At 53.2% G+C, this 18,470-nt stretch carries 11 protein-coding genes, 1 tRNA gene, 3 rRNA genes and 1 riboswitch; of the genes, 5 read left to right on the top strand and 10 right to left on the bottom strand.

The window, feature by feature from the left end:
- Positions 1–87 precede the first annotated feature (87 nt).
- From rrf to btuB, 6 genes are all read right to left on the bottom strand, one after another.
- Positions 88–203 (bottom strand): 5S ribosomal RNA (gene rrf / locus ACX9GT_RS00785).
- Positions 204–324: 121 nt separating this feature from the next.
- Positions 325–3,234, bottom strand: a 23S ribosomal RNA gene (locus ACX9GT_RS00780).
- A 247-nt stretch (positions 3,235–3,481) separates the two neighbouring features.
- Positions 3,482–3,557, bottom strand: a tRNA-Glu gene (locus ACX9GT_RS00775).
- Between the two features lie 218 nt (positions 3,558–3,775).
- Positions 3,776–5,316, bottom strand: a 16S ribosomal RNA gene (locus tag ACX9GT_RS00770).
- The 16S, 23S and 5S rRNA genes sit together here with 1 tRNA gene alongside, the layout of an rRNA operon.
- 429 nt (positions 5,317–5,745) lie before the next feature.
- Complete coding sequence (murI, locus tag ACX9GT_RS00765; RefSeq protein ID WP_473189394.1) at positions 5,746–6,609, bottom strand: glutamate racemase; 864 nt, start codon at positions 6,607–6,609, stop codon at positions 5,746–5,748.
- Complete coding sequence (gene btuB, locus ACX9GT_RS00760; protein ID WP_473189393.1) at positions 6,554–8,446, bottom strand: TonB-dependent vitamin B12 receptor BtuB; 1,893 nt, start codon at positions 8,444–8,446, stop codon at positions 6,554–6,556. The genes murI and btuB overlap by 56 nt, the downstream gene beginning before the upstream one ends.
- Before the next feature lie 70 nt (positions 8,447–8,516).
- A riboswitch (cobalamin riboswitch) is annotated at positions 8,517–8,728 on the bottom strand.
- A 113-nt stretch (positions 8,729–8,841) separates the two neighbouring features.
- Between btuB and trmA the strand changes: the two genes are divergently transcribed.
- On the top strand, positions 8,842–9,942 hold the full coding sequence (gene trmA, locus ACX9GT_RS00755; protein ID WP_473189392.1) for a tRNA (uridine(54)-C5)-methyltransferase TrmA: 1,101 nt from the start codon (positions 8,842–8,844) through the stop codon (positions 9,940–9,942).
- A gap of 48 nt (positions 9,943–9,990) precedes the next feature.
- On the opposite strand, the gene ACX9GT_RS00750 is transcribed toward trmA, so the two are convergent.
- From ACX9GT_RS00750 to ampC, 3 genes are all read right to left on the bottom strand, one after another.
- The gene (locus ACX9GT_RS00750; protein WP_473189391.1) at positions 9,991–10,347 is read right to left on the bottom strand and encodes a YijD family membrane protein; all 357 of its coding nucleotides are present in this window, start codon (positions 10,345–10,347) and stop codon (positions 9,991–9,993) included.
- A 13-nt stretch (positions 10,348–10,360) separates the two neighbouring features.
- Positions 10,361–10,993: an HTH-type transcriptional repressor FabR gene (gene fabR, locus ACX9GT_RS00745; protein WP_459402896.1), complete on the bottom strand. Its 633-nt coding sequence runs from the start codon at positions 10,991–10,993 to the stop codon at positions 10,361–10,363.
- 316 nt (positions 10,994–11,309) lie between these two features.
- Entirely contained in the window at positions 11,310–12,395 is a 1,086-nt protein-coding gene (gene ampC / locus ACX9GT_RS00740; protein WP_473189390.1) for a class C beta-lactamase, read from the bottom strand.
- 164 nt (positions 12,396–12,559) lie between these two features.
- On the opposite strand from ampC, the gene ampR reads away from it, so the two are divergent.
- A complete protein-coding gene (ampR, locus tag ACX9GT_RS00735) occupies positions 12,560–13,438 on the top strand; it encodes a LysR family transcriptional regulator AmpR (protein ID WP_473189389.1) in 879 nt (292 codons plus the stop codon).
- Between the two features lie 199 nt (positions 13,439–13,637).
- Complete coding sequence (sthA, locus tag ACX9GT_RS00730) at positions 13,638–15,035, top strand: Si-specific NAD(P)(+) transhydrogenase (RefSeq protein WP_473189388.1); 1,398 nt, start codon at positions 13,638–13,640, stop codon at positions 15,033–15,035.
- Here sthA and oxyR read toward each other — a convergent pair.
- Positions 15,018–15,935 (bottom strand): DNA-binding transcriptional regulator OxyR, encoded by a 918-nt coding sequence (gene oxyR, locus ACX9GT_RS00725; RefSeq protein ID WP_473189387.1) that lies wholly within the window; start codon positions 15,933–15,935, stop codon positions 15,018–15,020. The two genes, sthA and oxyR, sit on opposite strands and share 18 nt — an antisense overlap.
- Positions 15,936–16,086: 151 nt before the next feature.
- Between oxyR and ACX9GT_RS00720 the strand changes: the two genes are divergently transcribed.
- Entirely contained in the window at positions 16,087–16,818 is a 732-nt protein-coding gene (locus ACX9GT_RS00720; protein ID WP_473189386.1) for a glutathione peroxidase, read from the top strand.
- 137 nt (positions 16,819–16,955) lie between these two features.
- Complete coding sequence (locus ACX9GT_RS00715; protein ID WP_473189385.1) at positions 16,956–18,404, top strand: dihydrolipoyl dehydrogenase; 1,449 nt, start codon at positions 16,956–16,958, stop codon at positions 18,402–18,404.
- Positions 18,405–18,470 lie beyond the last annotated feature (66 nt).

Here is an 18,470-nt window from a genome sequence, read left to right as displayed (position 1 = left end):
TCTTTCATGCGGTATCTTTTGATACCGGCAAAATCACCGTGGCGATTTTGCTATTACCAGATGTCACTCTGATAACCTTTGTTTGATGCCTGGCAGTGTCCTACTCTCGCATGGGGAGACCCCACACTACCATCGGCGCTACGGCGTTTCACTTCTGAGTTCGGCATGGGGTCAGGTGGGACCACCGCGCTATTGCCGCCAGGCAAATTCTGTTTCATTCCAAGCCGTCACATGTCTTCACACGCAACCACCGGAACCAATCTAGGAACATCGCTGAAAATTAAAACTTCAATATTTCGTCTCTAAAAACACCTTCGGTGTTGTAAGGTTAAGCCTCACGGTTCATTAGTACTGGTTAGCTCAATGCATCGCTGCACTTACACACCCAGCCTATCAACGTCTTAGTCTTAAACGTTCCTTCAGGGGCCTTAAAGGCCCAGGGAAGACTCATCTCGAGGCTAGTTTCGCGCTTAGATGCTTTCAGCGCTTATCTGTTCCGCACTTAGCTACCGGGCAGTGCCATTGGCATGACAACCCGAACACCAGCGGTGCGTTCACTCCGGTCCTCTCGTACTAGGAGCAACCCCTCTCAATCTTCCAACGCCCACGGCAGATAGGGACCGAACTGTCTCACGACGTTCTAAACCCAGCTCGCGTACCACTTTAAATGGCGAACAGCCATACCCTTGGGACCTACTTCAGCCCCAGGATGTGATGAGCCGACATCGAGGTGCCAAACACCGCCGTCGATATGAACTCTTGGGCGGTATCAGCCTGTTATCCCCGGAGTACCTTTTATCCGTTGAGCGATGGCCCTTCCATTCAGAACCACCGGATCACTAAGACCTACTTTCGTACCTGCTCGAGCCGTCACTCTCGCAGTCAAGCTAGCTTATGCCTTTGCACTAACCTCACGATGTCCGACCGTGATTAGCTAACCTTCGTGCTCCTCCGTTACTCTTTGGGAGGAGACCGCCCCAGTCAAACTACCCACCAGACACTGTCCTCACCCCGGATCACGGGGCCGAGTTAGAACATCAAACATTAAAGGGTGGTATTTCAAGGTTGGCTCCATGCAGACTGGCGTCCACACTTCACTGCCTCCCACCTATCCTACACATCAAGGCTCAATGTTCAGTGTCAAGCTATAGTAAAGGTTCACGGGGTCTTTCCGTCTTGCCGCGGGTACACTGCATCTTCACAGCGAGTTCAATTTCACTGAGTCTCGGGTGGAGACAGCCTGGCCATCATTACGCCATTCGTGCAGGTCGGAACTTACCCGACAAGGAATTTCGCTACCTTAGGACCGTTATAGTTACGGCCGCCGTTTACTGGGGCTTCGATCAAGAGCTTCGCCTTGCGGCTAACCCCATCAATTAACCTTCCAGCACCGGGCAGGCGTCACACCGTATACGTCCACTTTCGTGTTTGCACAGTGCTGTGTTTTTATTAAACAGTTGCAGCCAGCTGGTATCTGCGACTGGCTTCAGCTCCATCCGCAAGGGACTTCACCTACGCGCCAGCGTGCCTTCTCCCGAAGTTACGGCACCATTTTGCCTAGTTCCTTCACCCGAGTTCTCTCAAGCGCCTGGGTATTCTCTACCTGACCACCTGTGTCGGTTTGGGGTACGATTCTGTGTTACCTGGAGCTTAGAGGCTTTTCCTGGAAGCTTGGCATCAACTGCTTCTGCACCGTAGTGCATCGTCATCACGCCTCAGGGTTGAATAAGAGAACGGATTTACCAATTCTCTCCCCCTACACGCTTAAACCGGGACAACCGTCGCCCGGCCAGCCTAGCCTTCTCCGTCCCCCCTTCGCAGTAACACCGAGTACGGGAATATTAACCCGTTTCCCATCGACTACGCCTTTCGGCCTCGCCTTAGGGGTCGACTCACCCTGCCCCGATTAACGTTGGACAGGAACCCTTGGTCTTCCGGCGAGCGGGTTTTTCACCCGCTTTATCGTTACTTATGTCAGCATTCGCACTTCTGATACCTCCAGCAGCCCTCACAGACCACCTTCAACGGCTTACAGAACGCTCCCCTACCCAACAACGCCTAAGCGTCGCTGCCGCAGCTTCGGTGCATGGTTTAGCCCCGTTACATCTTCCGCGCAGGCCGACTCGACCAGTGAGCTATTACGCTTTCTTTAAATGATGGCTGCTTCTAAGCCAACATCCTGGCTGTCTATGCCTTCCCACATCGTTTCCCACTTAACCATGACTTTGGGACCTTAGCTGGCGGTCTGGGTTGTTTCCCTCTTCACGACGGACGTTAGCACCCGCCGTGTGTCTCCCGTGATAACATTCTTCGGTATTCGGAGTTTGCATCGGGTTGGTAAGCCGGGATGGCCCCCTAGCCGAAACAGTGCTCTACCCCCGAAGATGAGTTCACGAGGCGCTACCTAAATAGCTTTCGGGGAGAACCAGCTATCTCCCGGTTTGATTGGCCTTTCACCCCCAGCCACAAGTCATCCGCTAATTTTTCAACATTAGTCGGTTCGGTCCTCCAGTTAGTGTTACCCAACCTTCAACCTGCCCATGGCTAGATCACCGGGTTTCGGGTCTATACCTTGCAACTAGACGCCCAGTTAAGACTCGGTTTCCCTACGGCTCCCCTATACGGTTAACCTTGCTACAAAATATAAGTCGCTGACCCATTATACAAAAGGTACGCAGTCACCCCATAAAAGAGGCTCCCACTGCTTGTACGTACACGGTTTCAGGTTCTGTTTCACTCCCCTCGCCGGGGTTCTTTTCGCCTTTCCCTCACGGTACTGGTTCACTATCGGTCAGTCAGGAGTATTTAGCCTTGGAGGATGGTCCCCCCATATTCAGACAGGATGTCACGTGTCCCGCCCTACTCATCGAACTCACAGAATGTGCATTTTAGTGTACGGGGCTATCACCCTTTGCTGCGCGACTTTCCAGACGCTTCCACTAACACACAAACTGATTCAGGTTCTGGGCTCTTCCCCGTTCGCTCGCCGCTACTGGGGGAATCTCGGTTGATTTCTTTTCCTCGGGGTACTTAGATGTTTCAGTTCCCCCGGTTCGCCTCATGCCACTATGTATTCATGACATGATAGTGCAACGGATTGCACTGGGTTTCCCCATTCGGGTATTGCCGGTTATAACGGTTCATATCACCTTACCGACACTTTTCGCAGATTAGCACGCCCTTCATCGCCTCTGACTGCCTAGGCATCCACCGTGTACGCTTAGTCACTTAACCTCACAACCCGAAGGTGTTTCCTGTAAACAGAAGACAAATTCGTGCTGTAAATCATTGAGAGACTCTCTGACAGGGTACTTCTTACCCCAATAGGTCTACGGAGGGATAAGTTTCTGCTGTCAGGTTTCAATTTTCAGCTTGTTCCAGATTGTTAAAGAGCAATATCGTAAACACGACTCGTGAGAGTCATCTTTACGATTTTTTCGGTTTAAATAACCAGTGATAATGTCTTTCACGCATTATCGGATGGCGTCCCCAAGGGGATTCGAACCCCTGTTACAGCCGTGAAAGGGCAGTGTCCTAGGCCTCTAGACGATGGGGACACAAAAATTGCCAGCAACGCATGCGTTGCTATTTTTGTGTAAAGGTGAGATTTTTCCAGAAAAATCGAACGCCCTTGTTGTTTGTTACTGCACTCGACAGCCGCAAACGCCTCAGCACTCAGGAATCATCGCCAACCTTTATCAACAGGTAGCGCTTTTGCTCGTTACTTTCTATCAGACAATCTGTTGTGAACACTCACTCAATCAATATCATTCGGTAAGGAGGTGATCCAACCGCAGGTTCCCCTACGGTTACCTTGTTACGACTTCACCCCAGTCATGAATCACAAAGTGGTAAGCGCCCTCCCGAAGGTTAAGCTACCTACTTCTTTTGCAACCCACTCCCATGGTGTGACGGGCGGTGTGTACAAGGCCCGGGAACGTATTCACCGTAGCATTCTGATCTACGATTACTAGCGATTCCGACTTCATGGAGTCGAGTTGCAGACTCCAATCCGGACTACGACATACTTTATGAGGTCCGCTGGCTCTCGCGAGTTTGCTTCTCTTTGTATATGCCATTGTAGCACGTGTGTAGCCCTACTCGTAAGGGCCATGATGACTTGACGTCATCCCCACCTTCCTCCGGTTTATCACCGGCAGTCTCCTTTGAGTTCCCACCATTACGTGCTGGCAACAAAGGATAAGGGTTGCGCTCGTTGCGGGACTTAACCCAACATTTCACAACACGAGCTGACGACAGCCATGCAGCACCTGTCTCACGGTTCCCGAAGGCACTCAGGCATCTCTGCCAAATTCCGTGGATGTCAAGAGTAGGTAAGGTTCTTCGCGTTGCATCGAATTAAACCACATGCTCCACCGCTTGTGCGGGCCCCCGTCAATTCATTTGAGTTTTAACCTTGCGGCCGTACTCCCCAGGCGGTCGACTTAACGCGTTAGCTCCGGAAGCCACGCCTCAAGGGCACAACCTCCAAGTCGACATCGTTTACAGCGTGGACTACCAGGGTATCTAATCCTGTTTGCTCCCCACGCTTTCGCACCTGAGCGTCAGTCTTTGTCCAGGGGGCCGCCTTCGCCACCGGTATTCCTCCAGATCTCTACGCATTTCACCGCTACACCTGGAATTCTACCCCCCTCTACAAGACTCTAGCTTGCCAGTTTCAAATGCAGTTCCCACGTTAAGCGCGGGGATTTCACATCTGACTTAACAAACCGCCTGCGTGCGCTTTACGCCCAGTAATTCCGATTAACGCTTGCACCCTCCGTATTACCGCGGCTGCTGGCACGGAGTTAGCCGGTGCTTCTTCTGCGAGTAACGTCAATGCATGGCGCTATTAACACCACACCCTTCCTCCTCGCTGAAAGTGCTTTACAACCCGAAGGCCTTCTTCACACACGCGGCATGGCTGCATCAGGCTTGCGCCCATTGTGCAATATTCCCCACTGCTGCCTCCCGTAGGAGTCTGGACCGTGTCTCAGTTCCAGTGTGGCTGGTCATCCTCTCAGACCAGCTAGGGATCGTCGCCTAGGTGAGCCATTACCCCACCTACTAGCTAATCCCATCTGGGCACATCCGATGGTGTGAGGCCCGAAGGTCCCCCACTTTGGTCCGAAGACGTTATGCGGTATTAGCTACCGTTTCCAGTAGTTATCCCCCTCCATCGGGCAGTTTCCCAGACATTACTCACCCGTCCGCCGCTCGTCACCCAGGAGCAAGCTCCCTGTGCTACCGCTCGACTTGCATGTGTTAGGCCTGCCGCCAGCGTTCAATCTGAGCCATGATCAAACTCTTCAATTAAAAGTTCGATTTGCTTTAACAAGTAAAGCGATGCTCAAAGATTACTTTCTGCAAATAGACATTTGAACCGAAGTTCAACTGTTTACTGCTTTGGTCACTCTTCAAGACTTGATATTTTTTTGCTGCCGAAGCAGCTGGATATCGTCTTGTGAGTGCCCACACAGATTGTCTGATAAATTGTTAAAGAGCGTTGGTTACCGGCATGTTTCTCGGTAACGCGGGAGGCAGATAATACGCTTTCCCGCTGAAGAGTCAACCTTTTTTCTCTGCCGAGATGCGGTGTTTTCACCGGGTTGATACTTCCTGGCTGGGCGACCTTATCAGTCGTTGTTCCCGGTCAGTGGAGGCGCATTATAGGGAGTTCTCAGAGCGCCGCAACCCCTAAATTCACTTTTTCTGCCGACCGTTGAATGTTTAATCAAAATGTATTTAAAGTGGCAGTTTTTTCAACGATTTGAAGCCGTAACCCTGTAAAACGGGCAATAAAGCGTCAGTATCTTCATTCAATGCCATGCAATAGGCCAGATTCTCTTCCTGGGTTGAGACCAAGCCTTCTTGCGCCGAGATAAGCCAAGCGGCCCGACGGGCGATGGCCGCACCGGAATCCACCAGTCGCGTCCCCTCTGGCAGGACCTGCATCAGTTCTTCAGATAAAAGAGGGAAATGGGTACACCCCAGCACCACCGTATCCGGTGGCTCGCGCATACTCAACCACGGCTGCAGGATTTTCTTCAGCGTCGCCAGTGGCACTTCTTCACCATGCAGTTTGGCCTCTGCCAACTCCACCAGCTCCGAAGAACCCAGCAGTTCGATTTTACAATCGGTCGCGAAACGAGAAATCAGCTCATGAGTATAAGAACGCTGAACCGTACCGCGTGTCGCCAGCAAGCCAACGATGCCATTCGCCGTCAGTTTAGCCGCAGGCTTGATCGCTGGCACCACACCAACCACCGGGAAAGTAAAGCGTTCACGCAAAGCAGGCAAGCAGGCGATACTGGCGGTATTACAGGCGATGATGACAATCGCCAGAGGATGGCGCTGCTGAACGGCAGTGACGATCTCCAGCACACGTTCCACGATGAACTCTTCGGATTTCTCACCATAGGGAAATGCCACGTTATCGAAGGCATAAATATAGTGGAGATCCGGCAACAGTTGCCGAACCTCCTGATACACCGATAACCCGCCGACGCCGGAATCAAATATCAGCACCGTCGGGCGTGGTGTCACGGTGCTTTTAGAAGATATAGCTTCCAGTGAGGTAATATTCTCTTCCTGGAGTAACGTAGCCATAAGCCGTCTCGTAATCTTTATCAAACAGGTTGGCAATTCTACCACGAACTGTCAGATGAGATGTGACCGGATACGAAACTGCGAGATCCCACAGGCTGACACCGCCCAGTTGGACACGCTGCTCTGGGTAGGTGCTGTAATCAGTGTCATAGCGCTCCCCAAGATACTGATAAGTGACTGCCCAGTCGAAATCCTTGAGTTGCCAGTCCAGTTCGTACTTGACCTGTTGTTTGGAACGACGAACCAACACCTCATTCGTCTTGGCATTGCGCGGATCAACATAGTCATAGCTGATCTGATGGGTGAATAGCCCGGTATCAAAGGAGGCCGTGGCTTCGATACCTTTAATCGTAGCCTGATCCACATTGTAATAAGCAGGAGCGGAACTGCTGGACGAATAACCAATCAGGTTATCAATATCGTTACGATACCCCGTCACACGCCAGGTCACCGGGCCAGTCAGCCCTTCAAAGCCCCCTTCCCACTGCTGGCTCTCTTCCGGCTTCAAATTCGCGTTACCACCAAAGTCGCCATATTGCTGCCCGAGAGTCGGCGCTTTAAACGCAGTGCCGTAAGATGCAATCGCACGATAGCCTTCAACAAACTCCCAAGCGGCGCTGGTTTGCCAGGTATTGTGCCAACCAAATTGTGAGTTATCGTCACCACGCACCGCTCCTTCCAGGGTAATAGCGTCAAACTGCTGTTGTGCAGTCAGATACAGCCCGGTATTGCGCTGGCTTTTGCTGTCGGTGATATAAGCGGTGCCTGGTTCGAGCTTCTGCTCCTGCCAATCAACGCCGGTGCTGACACTACCTTGAGCCACCTGGAAGTTATTTCCCCACTGCACATTATATTGTGTGGCGTCATCCAGGGTCGATGAGGCGGAATAGCGACCATATTTCGGGTCATAATTATAGTCTTTGCTGTGGCTGTAACTGGCCGTTAACTGCGTGGCATAAATCCCCTCGCGATAGCGCAGGCCGCTGTCCCACGACTGACTATAGAGCTGGCGAGTATCGGGCAAAGCATCAGGATGCAGGGGATCTTGATAGTTATAGCTACCATCATAGGCCGTGCGGTTGTCATAGCCATAACCACGCACAAATCCGCCCAACTGCTCGGTAAACTGGTGTTGCAGTTCGCCATACAGCGATTTGCTCATAAAGCCGTCACGATCGGGCTGTGCCGGATTGCCAAAGCTGTCCGGCAAGTTGGCCACTACGTCAAACCCTCTGGTATAGGTATAATTGCCAGCCAAGGTAGCGACGGTATTTTGCCCCAGTTGCTGTTGCGTAGCACCGTCGTACTCCTGATAGCCATTCGAGCCGACACCGGCAGAAAGTGAGGAACCCGCCTTCTCACGAGTAGTAATGATGTTGATCACCCCACCAATGGCGTCGGAACCGTAGACGGCAGAGCGAGCACCGCGGATAAATTCGACTTTTTGCACCAGCGAAATCGGGATCTGGCTCAGATCAGAGGAACCCGTGATACCGGCCTGATTCAGGCGGATACCGTCAATCAGCAACAACACATGTCGGGATTCGGTACCGCGTATAAAGACGGCGGAACTCTGCCCCAGGCCGCCACTTTGTGCGATATCCACCCCCGGCAATCGGCGCATTACGTCGACTACGCTCTTGGCCTGCCAGCGATCGATATCATTGCGGGTGACGACCGAGGTCGGGGCCAGCACGGAAGAAACTGGCTGCGGGAAACGATTGGCACTCACCACCAGGGTGTCGCTATTATGGGTTGTGGTGTTGTCTTGCGCCCAGCCAGAAACTGCCGTCACGGAGGAAACCACCGCCAGCAGTGTATTTTTTATCATTGTCATAAAGAAAAGCATCCAAACTTAATTGGCGGATGCCGCAGGATCACAGCCGATAATTCGCGACGGCCATGGATTTTGCGACGTACACCGGCAGGTTTTCGGGCTTGGGATTTGCAGATTGCCGTGGGCAACCGGCACCGGGCGATGACTTCCCATCCAGCAGTGGACAGTGTCTGCGTAAAAACGCTATCGCCGTGACTTCCCCATACCGCTGCGCGTCAGCTCCAGATTTGCACTGGATTCCCTTTTCACTCGCTGCTTGAGGCCGGATGAACATGCTACGATCAATGAAAATAGATGTCTAGACAGCCAATAAGGTCGCGAACCTAACAAAACTGGACTTCACGGCTTGATTCCCTACAATCCACGCTGATCCAATTTGCCTGACGAGAAGAGCCATGACGCCCGAGATTTTGCCCACTGAACGCTATGACGACCAACTGGCGGAGAAAACTGCCCGTCTGAAAACGATGATGTCACCGTTCAGGGCACCTGAGCCGGAAGTGTTCCGCTCACCCGTCAGCCACTACCGTATGCGTGCGGAATTTCGTATCTGGCATGATGAAGACGAGATGTACCACATCATGTTCGATCAGCAGACCAAACAGCGCATCCGCGTCAACAGCTTCCCAGCCGCCAGCGAACTGATTAACCGGCTGATGCACGCGCTGATCGCCGCCATCAAACCCAACCCGGTGCTGCGCCATAAACTGTTCCAGATTGATTACCTGTCCACGCAGAGCGGCAAAATCATTGCCTCACTGCTGTATCACCGCAAGCTGGATGAACAATGGCAGCAGGATGCGGCGGCACTGCGCGATGCGCTACGCGCACAGGGCTTTGATGTGCAGCTGATTGGCCGTGCGTCGAAGATGAAAATCATGCTGGATCAGGATTATGTCGACGAAGTATTGCCGGTCGCCGGTCGCGACATGATTTATCGCCAGGTAGAAAACAGTTTTACCCAACCCAATGCCGCGATGAACGTGCAGATGCTGGAATGGGCGCTGGACGTTACGCAGGGTTCGCAGGGCGATCTGCTGGAGCTGTATTGCGGTAACGGCAACTTCTCACTGGCGCTGGCGCGCAACTTCGAACGCGTGCTGGCCACCGAAATCGCCAAGCCTTCCGTTGCCGCAGCTCAGTACAACATTGCGGCCAATCAGATCGACAACGTGCAGATCATCCGCATGGCAGCAGAGGATTTCACTCAGGCGATGAACGGCGTACGTGAATTCAACCGGCTGAAAGGGATTGATTTAGCGAGTTATAATTGCGAGACGATTTTTGTCGATCCACCACGCAGCGGGCTGGATGACGATACTCTGAAGATGGTGCAGGCCTATCCACGCATTCTGTACATTTCCTGCAACCCGGAAACGCTGTGCACCAACCTGGAAACACTGCAGGCAACCCACAACATCAGCCGTCTGGCGCTGTTCGATCAGTTCCCTTACACCCACCATATGGAATGCGGTGTGTTGCTGGAACGCCGCTGATAGATTATCAGGCGGGCTCGATGCCCGCCATTTCATTGAAAATAAAGCTTATTGCGCGGCAGAATCACGTCTCTTCAATTGGAATCCAATCCAGAATACCAGTGCAACACAGACAATGGATGGCAGGAAGTTAGAGCCAATCTGCGGGTATTCCACTCGGACGATCGCACTGTACCCCAGGATACCCAGCAGGAAACAGGCGGCGGCCAGCTTCGGCATCCCCTCCGGCATGGGTCGGCTCAGGTAACGTTGATGCAGGCAATACACCGCCAGCACCAAAGCAATCAACGGGAAGATCGAAAACGGCACCACCGAGCTGAACAGCGCGGCAAAAGAGCCGTTAATCGACAGACCGGCAATCAACGCCAGCAGTAAAGTACCATTCTCACGACAGGATTTTTCCATTATTTTCACCTTGTTATACGCGGGATACAGATGCTTTTTCTTGCTCGCGACGATACCAGTAATAAGCCCCTTTGGAAATCATCCGCAATTGCAACACTAACCGCTCCTCGAGCTTCCGCCGCTGTTCGATATCCACATCCAGCGCTTCCGCACCGGCACTGAACACAATGGTCACCATCGCTTCCGCCTGCGCTTCGGTAAAGCTGCGCGGCATATGGTTTTCCAGCTCGAGGTAATCCGCCAGTTCGGCGATAAAATGTTGGATTTCACGCGCTACCGCCGCGCGAAACGCTGCGGAAGTCCCGGAGCGCTCACGCAGCAGCAGCCGGAATGCATTGGGATTGTTACCGATAAATTCCATAAAGGTGGATACCGACGTGCGGATCACGCTGCCGCCTTTGGCAATGCGTTGACGTGCCTGGCGCATCAGTTGGCGCAGCATCAGGCCGCTTTCGTCGACCATGGTGAGCCCCAGTTCATCTACGTCGCGGAAGTGGCGATAGAACGAGGTCGGCGCAATACCGGCCTCCCGCGAGACTTCGCGCAGGCTCAGGCTGGCAAAACTGCGTTCGGCACTGAGCTGGCTGAAAGCCGCTTCAATGAGAGAACGGCGCGTCCGTTCTTTTTGTTGTGCTCTGACGCCTATGTGCATATTCAGATAAATTCCATCCACTCAGTCTAACGTCGTAGAGCTGGCAATATAGCAAATTTATTGCAACGGCATTTATACAAACGCGCTCTGTGCGGTGCCAACAGCGCTTTATAGGGAGCTGCTTAGGAAACGGTAAATATCCCACACCAACGCGTTTTTTGTAGCAAGAGTGATGTTATACCTGATTTACCCTTCTGATTCGTCAAAATACCCCGTTACGCGTGCAGACAGTTTTCCTGGTGCTCCTACCTACGTTCACTGTCACCAATCATGCTCAGAAGTTAGGGGCAAAAAAATCCGCCCCTCCCGATTACTGTAATGCCTTTAAAATTTGCATCGCGGCTTTTACCCGCTCGGTATTCGGATAGTTTTTATTCGCCAGCATAACGATCCCTACCTGCTTTTCAGGGATAAAAGCGACATAGGCACCAAACCCGCCGGTTGCTCCCGTCTTGTGAACCCATGATGCATCCACACGAGGATGTGATTGCGCATCCAACACCTGCTGCGGCCCGATCGCGATCGGGTTATCGGCACCCCTCACTGCCATTGCGGCCTGAGCTGGCCAGTTAAGCATCTCCCAACCCAGCCCCTGATATAAGGCCTCGGTGCGATAAAAACGCGTTTGCGCCAGATCCAACGCTTGCTGTAACGTGTTATCTGCGACCTGTTGCGGGTCCATATTCGCCTGCATCCAGCGCGACATATCTTTTATGGAGGACTTCACGCCATAGGATTCTGCATCTAGCATGCCCGGTGATACACGTACGGGTTTGCCATCGCGATAGCCCCAGGCGTAAGAATTTTTGACCGCATCCGGTACAGTAATAAAGGTGTGATTGAGCTTAAGCGGCGTGAACACGCGTTGTTGCATGGCTTGCTCAAAGGAAAGCCCGCTGGGTTTTGCCGCTAAAACCCCAAAAAGACCGATACTGCTGTTCGCATACTGACGCGTTTTTCCCGGTGACCACTGTGGTTGCCACTGTTGATAGAGGTTTACCAGCCCATTCTCGTCAGTGACTGCGTCCGGAACCTGCAACGGCAAGCCACCTGCGCTGTAAGTCGCCAATTGCAGCAGAGTGACGTCGCGCCACTGCGGCGTGTTAAGTGCCGGCCAGTATTGGCTGGCCGGATCGCTAAGCGCAATCTCGCCTTTTATCACGGCGACGCCACCCAGTACCCCGGTGAAGGTTTTGCTCACAGAGCCCAGTTCAAAGAGGGTGTCTTCTGTCACCGGACGATGCTGTGCTTCATCAGCCATACCCCAGGTAAAGTAGTAAGGCTGGCCTTTAACGATCACCGCCACCGCCATGCCGGGGATACCTTGCTGCTGCATCAGCGGTTTTATTGCCTTACTCACGGTAGTTTCCACATCAGGAGTGGCTGCAATACTCATAGAGCATACCGATGCCAATGCCGTCGCTATCAACGTTCGAGAAATTAATTTCACTGTGTTTAACCTTCCGGGTTGTTGTTTCGCGTGCAGTTTGCCCAGTTTGACAGGCAGCAACAAACTGTTAATTTTAGCGTCTGACAAAAGAAAATCTTACAGGTGAAATCGTGGTTCGCCCTTACATTCCGCTCAATGCGCTCAGATCTTTCGAAGCAGCTGCGCGTCATCTAAGCTTTACTAATGCTGCGATTGAACTGCATGTCACCCATGCGGCAGTCAGCCAGCAGGTGAAATCACTAGAACAGCTACTGGGTTGCCAACTGTTTGTGCGTGTTTCGCGCGGACTGATGTTAACCACCGAAGGCGAAAGTCTGTTGCCGGTGTTAAATGACTCTTTCGATCGTATTGCCAATACCCTGGATCGCTTCTCTGCCGGGCAAGTGCGCGAAAAACTCAAAGTGGGTGTGGTGGGAAGCTTTGCTGTAGGTTTGCTGTTACCGCGTTTGGACGATTTCAACCGCCATCATCCGCATATTGAACTGCAACTCTCCACCCACAATAATCGCGTTGATCCGGCCGCCGAAGGCCACGATTACACCATTCGCTTCGGTAGCGGTGCCTGGCACGGCACAGAGGCACGGTTTATTTGCGATGCCCCACTGTCTCCGCTGTGCACTCCAGCGATTGCCCAGCAGTTACAGCAACCTGCTGACGTGCATAAATTTACGCTGCTACGTTCTTTTCGCCGTGATGAGTGGAGTCACTGGTTGCAGAGCATTAACGAACATCCGCCTTCGCCCGCGCACCCGGTGATGATATTCGACTCTTCCTTGACCATGATCGAAGCCGCGCTTTTGGGGACGGGTATCGCGCTCGCTCCCTGTAAGATTTTCAATCACCTGCTGCAAACGGAGAGACTTGTGCGCCCTTTTCCCGCTGCAATCAACCTTGGAGGCTACTGGCTAACGCGGTTGCAATCGCGAGCCGAAAGCGCCGCCATGATGGCGTTTTCCGGCTGGCTCAGCGCACAGTTTAGGGTGGGATAACGTGATTTCGCAGGCAACGGGTTTTTAAGCCTGCTGCCACAATAATCTTAAACTGGGGTCTGGAAAATACCGGTCATAACGCGCAGTTGATAGCCGCCGGTACAAGAAACTGTCTTGAAAAGGCTACTGGTCATTGGGCACACAGCGCTATGATGTTAAGATACCGTTGTAATCTTGTATAAGAACAGGTCTCTCCTACATGCAACAGCACTATCAATTTGACGCCATTGTTATTGGCTCGGGCCCTGGTGGTGAAGGCGCCGCTATGGGGCTGGTGAAACAAGGTGCCCGCGTGGCCGTGATTGAACGGTACAACAACGTGGGCGGCGGCTGCACTCACTGGGGCACTATCCCCTCAAAAGCCCTCCGCCACGCGGTCAGCCGCATCATCGAATTCAACCAGAACCCGCTTTACAATAACTCCCGCACCCTCAGTGCCACTTTCCCTGACATTTTACGCCACGCCGACAGCGTTATTAACCAGCAAACTCGCATGCGCCAAGGGTTTTATGAGCGCAACCAGTGCAAGCTGTTTGCCGGTGATGCCCGCTTTATCGACGCCAATACCGTCAGCGTTCGCTATAAAGACGGCACTCAGGACACCATTCGCGCCGACAATATCGTGATCGCCTGCGGTTCACGCCCTTACCATCCGGCCAGCGTTGATTTTAAACATCCACGCATTTACGACAGCGATTCCATTCTCGAGCTGAACCACGAACCACGCCACGTGATTATCTACGGTGCTGGGGTGATTGGCTGCGAATATGCGTCGATCTTCCGCGGTTTAAACGTAAAAGTGGATTTAATCAACACGCGCGATCGTCTGCTGGCGTTTCTCGATCAGGAAATGTCGGATTCGCTGTCTTATCACTTCTGGAATAACGGCGTGGTGATTCGCCACAACGAAGAGTTCGAGAAGATCGAAGGCACGGAAGATGGCGTGATTGTGCACTTGAAGTCGGGCAAAAAAGTGAAGGCCGACTGCCTGCTGTACGCCAACGGCCGCACCGGCAATACCGATTCGCTGGGGCTGGAGAATGTCGGCCTGGAGTCTGACAGCCGTGGCCTGCTGAAGGTCAACAGCATGTATCAGACGGCGGTGGCCCATATTTACGCCGTGGGTGACGTGATTGGCTATCCGAGCCTGGCTTCGGCCGCCTACGATCAAGGCCGCATCGCCGCGCAGGCGATTTCCTCCGGTGCCGCCAGCGGGCACCTGATCGAAGATATCCCAACCGGCATTTACACCATTCCGGAAATCAGCTCCGTCGGTAAAACCGAGCAGGAGTTGACCGCCATGAAGGTGCCGTATGAGGTAGGCCGCGCCCAGTTCAAACATTTGGCTCGGGCGCAAATCGCCGGGATGAGCGTCGGCAGCCTGAAGATCCTGTTCCACCGCGACACTCTGCAGATCCTGGGGATCCACTGCTTCGGTGAGCGTGCGGCAGAGATCATTCACATCGGCCAGGCGATCATGGAACAGAAAGGTGAAGGTAATACTATCGAGTATTTCGTTAATACCACCTTCAACTATCCGACCATGGCCGAAGCTTATCGTGTTGCCGCGCTGAACGGTTTAAACCGCCTGTTTTAAGGCTGCGCCGAGGTAATTCTGCATGTGTTCGCGGATCGCTTCGGCTAACTGCTCATAACGGCCACGCAGCGGGGAACCGGGGCGATACACCAACGCAATGGTGCGCTTCGGTTCCGGCTTGTAACAATCCAGATAGCAAACGCCATCGCGCTCGCGCTCATTGGGCACCGCCAGCGCTGGCAACAGCGTAATTCCGCTGCCCGCCGCTACCATATTGCGCAGCGTTTCCAAACTGGTGGCGCGGAAGTGGGTATCTTCATCCGCACCGGCCTGGAAGCAGAAACCCAACGCCTGATCGCGCAGGCAGTGGCCATCTTCCAGCATCAGCAGTTTTTCCCCGGCTAAATCCGGCATCGCCACGCGCTCACGCCGCGCCCAAGGGTGATCGGAATACACCGCCAGTTTCATCGACTCGTCAAATAACGGCACTTCGATGAAGGCTTCGGTTTCTTTCACCAACGCCAGAATCGCGCAGTCCAGCTTGCCGCTGTCGAGCTGTGCCAGCAGTTGATGGGTTTGCGCTTCATGCAGGTACATTTCCAGCTTGGGAAAGGTTTTATGCAGCGTTGGGATAATCTGCGGCAGCAGATAAGGCCCCACGGTGGGGATCAGGCCGATATGCAGCGGCCCGGACATGGCTTCACCCTGCTGGCTGGCCATTTCTCTCAGAACCTTGACTTCGCGCAGCACGGTACGCGCCTGCTCCACCAGCAATAAGCCCGCCTGAGTGAATAACACTTTACGGCTGGTGCGTTCGAGCAGCATCACACCGAGTTCATCTTCCAGCTTGCGGATCTGCCCGCTCAACGTGGGCTGGCTGACGTGGCATGAATCGGCAGCACGCCGGAAATGGCGGTGCTCAGCCAAAGCAACCAGGTACTCTAAATCACGAATATTCATTATTTACCTCCTAGCCATGATAGCTCATGGCGATAGATAAGATAGCAATGAGTGATTAGAACTATCAAGCACAAGCATGAATAATGTCCCCCAACGAAGCGATACCGCGTGAAAAGCAAAAAAAATTATTTTCTAATTAAGGGGTTAATCCATGTTTACCAGTCAAGAAGGCAAAAAAGTCCCTCAGGTTACTTTCCACACCCGCCAAGGCGACCAATGGATTGATATCACCACTGATGACCTGTTTAAAGACAAAACCGTGATCCTGTTTTCTCTGCCAGGCGCATTCACCCCAACCTGCTCCTCCAGCCATCTGCCGCGCTATAACGAGCTGTCCGGCGTGTTCAAGCAGCACGGCGTTGACAGCATTCTGTGCGTTTCGGTCAACGATACCTTCGTGATGAACGCTTGGAAGGCAGACCAGCACGCAGAAAACATTACCTTTGTGCCAGACGGCAACGGCGAATTCACCAAAGGGATGAACATGCTGGTTGAGAAAGCCGATCTGGGCTTTGGCCCACGTTCATGGCGTTACTCCATGCTGGTGCGCAATGGAGTAGTGGAAAAAATGTTCGTCGAACCCAACAAGCCAGGCGACCCGTTTGAGGTCTCTGACGCTGACACCCTGCTGAAATACCTGGCTCCAGAGTTCAAAGTGCAGGAATCCGTTTCCCTGTTTACCAAGCCGGGCTGTCCATTCTGCGCCAAAGCCAAGCAAATGCTGCAAGAACGCGGTATGCAGTACGAAGAGATCGTCTTGGGCCAAGATGCCACCACCGTCAGCCTGCGCGCTGTTAGCGGCCGCGCAACCGTGCCACAGGTATTTATCGGCGGTCGCCATATCGGTGGCAGCGACGATCTGGAAGCTTTCCTGTCAGCCTAATAAGAAAAAATACCCGACGGGTTTCATTCGATACTCAACAATGTGCCGTTTGAAAAACACGTGAACTTTTGGCGGGCACTGGCTCGCCCTTTTTTATACCAGATGACTTTGAAAAATCAGGGTATTCAGGAGTGGATATGAAACAGTTGAATGTTGATGTGGCAGTGATCGGCGGTGGCACAGCCGGATTGGGTGCCTATCGCGCAGCCAAACTCTCTACCCCTAATGTGGTGATGATTGAAGGTGGGCCTTACGGCACCACCTGCGCACGCGTTGGCTGCATGCCCTCCAAACTCTTGATTGCTGCGGCAGAAGCGGTGCATCAGATTGAACGCGCACCGGGTTTTGGCGTACATCCTGCGGGCAAAACCACCATCAATGGCCGCGAAGTGATGGATCGCATCAAACGTGAACGCGATCGCTTTGTCGGTTTTGTGCTGGAAGGCGTCGACAGTATCCCGGCAGCCGACAAAATTCAGGGTTATGCCCGCTTTATCGACGACAATACCCTGCAGGTAGATGAACATACGCGTATTGTGGCACAGCGTATCGTGATCGCGACCGGTTCACGCCCAAGCTGGCCTGCGCCGTGGAACGAGTTGGGCGATCGCCTGATCGTCAATGACGACGTATTCAACTGGGATGATTTACCGCAGTCGGTCGCCGTGTTCGGGCCGGGCGTCATCGGGTTGGAACTGGGCCAGGCGCTGCATCGCCTCGGGGTAAAAACCAACGTGTTTGGCGTTGGTGGGGGTGTTGGCCCGCTAACTGACAGCATCGTGCGTGAATATGCTGCTAAAACGCTGGGGGAAGAATTCTATCTCGAGCCCGACGTGAAGGTAGACCTCATGCAGCGCGAAGGCGAAAAAGTGTTTATCCGCTACCAGGATAAACACGGCCAGACGCAGGAAATACTAGTGGACTACGTGCTGGCCGCCACTGGTCGTCGCCCGAATGTGGACAACCTCGGTCTGGAAAATACCCGCCTGGAGCTTGATGCCAAAGGCGTGCCACAGGCCAATCGCCTGACCATGCAAACCAGCGTGCCACATATTTTTATCGCCGGGGATGCCAGCAACCAGTTGCCGCTACTGCACGAAGCCAGCGATCAGGCACGTATTGCCGGGCAAAATGCCGGTAGCTACCCGGAAGTTAACCCAGGCCTGCGCCGTAGCGCGATTTCCGTGGTATTTTCCGATCCGCAAATCGCCATGGTCGGTTCGACCTCCCGCGAACTGAGCCAGAAATTCAGCGCCTGTGGCTGCTTTGAAGTGGGTGAAGTGTCATTCGAAAATCAAGGCCGTTCCCGCGTAATGCTGCGTAACAAAGGTATTCTGCACGTCTATGGTGAACAAGGTACTGGGCGCTTTTTAGGTGCCGAGATGATCGGCCCGGACGTGGAACATATCGCTCACCTGCTGGCCTGGGCACATCAGCAGCAGATGACTATTAACCAGATGTTGGATATGCCGTTCTACCATCCGGTGATTGAAGAAGGCCTACGTACCGCACTGCGTGATCTGCAAGCCAAACTGAAATTGGGTGAAACCGAAGCAGAGCGCTGCCAACGTTGCCCAGGTGAATAAATATTCATCTCTGCAAACCCCCAGACCGGGCCACTGCGCCCGGTTTTTGCGTAATACACTCCAGAT

It is taken from the genome of Serratia sp. YWN4 (assembly GCF_055790845.1).
Note: the sequence above shows the minus strand (reverse complement) of the source record. Positions and strands in the feature narration are given on the sequence as shown.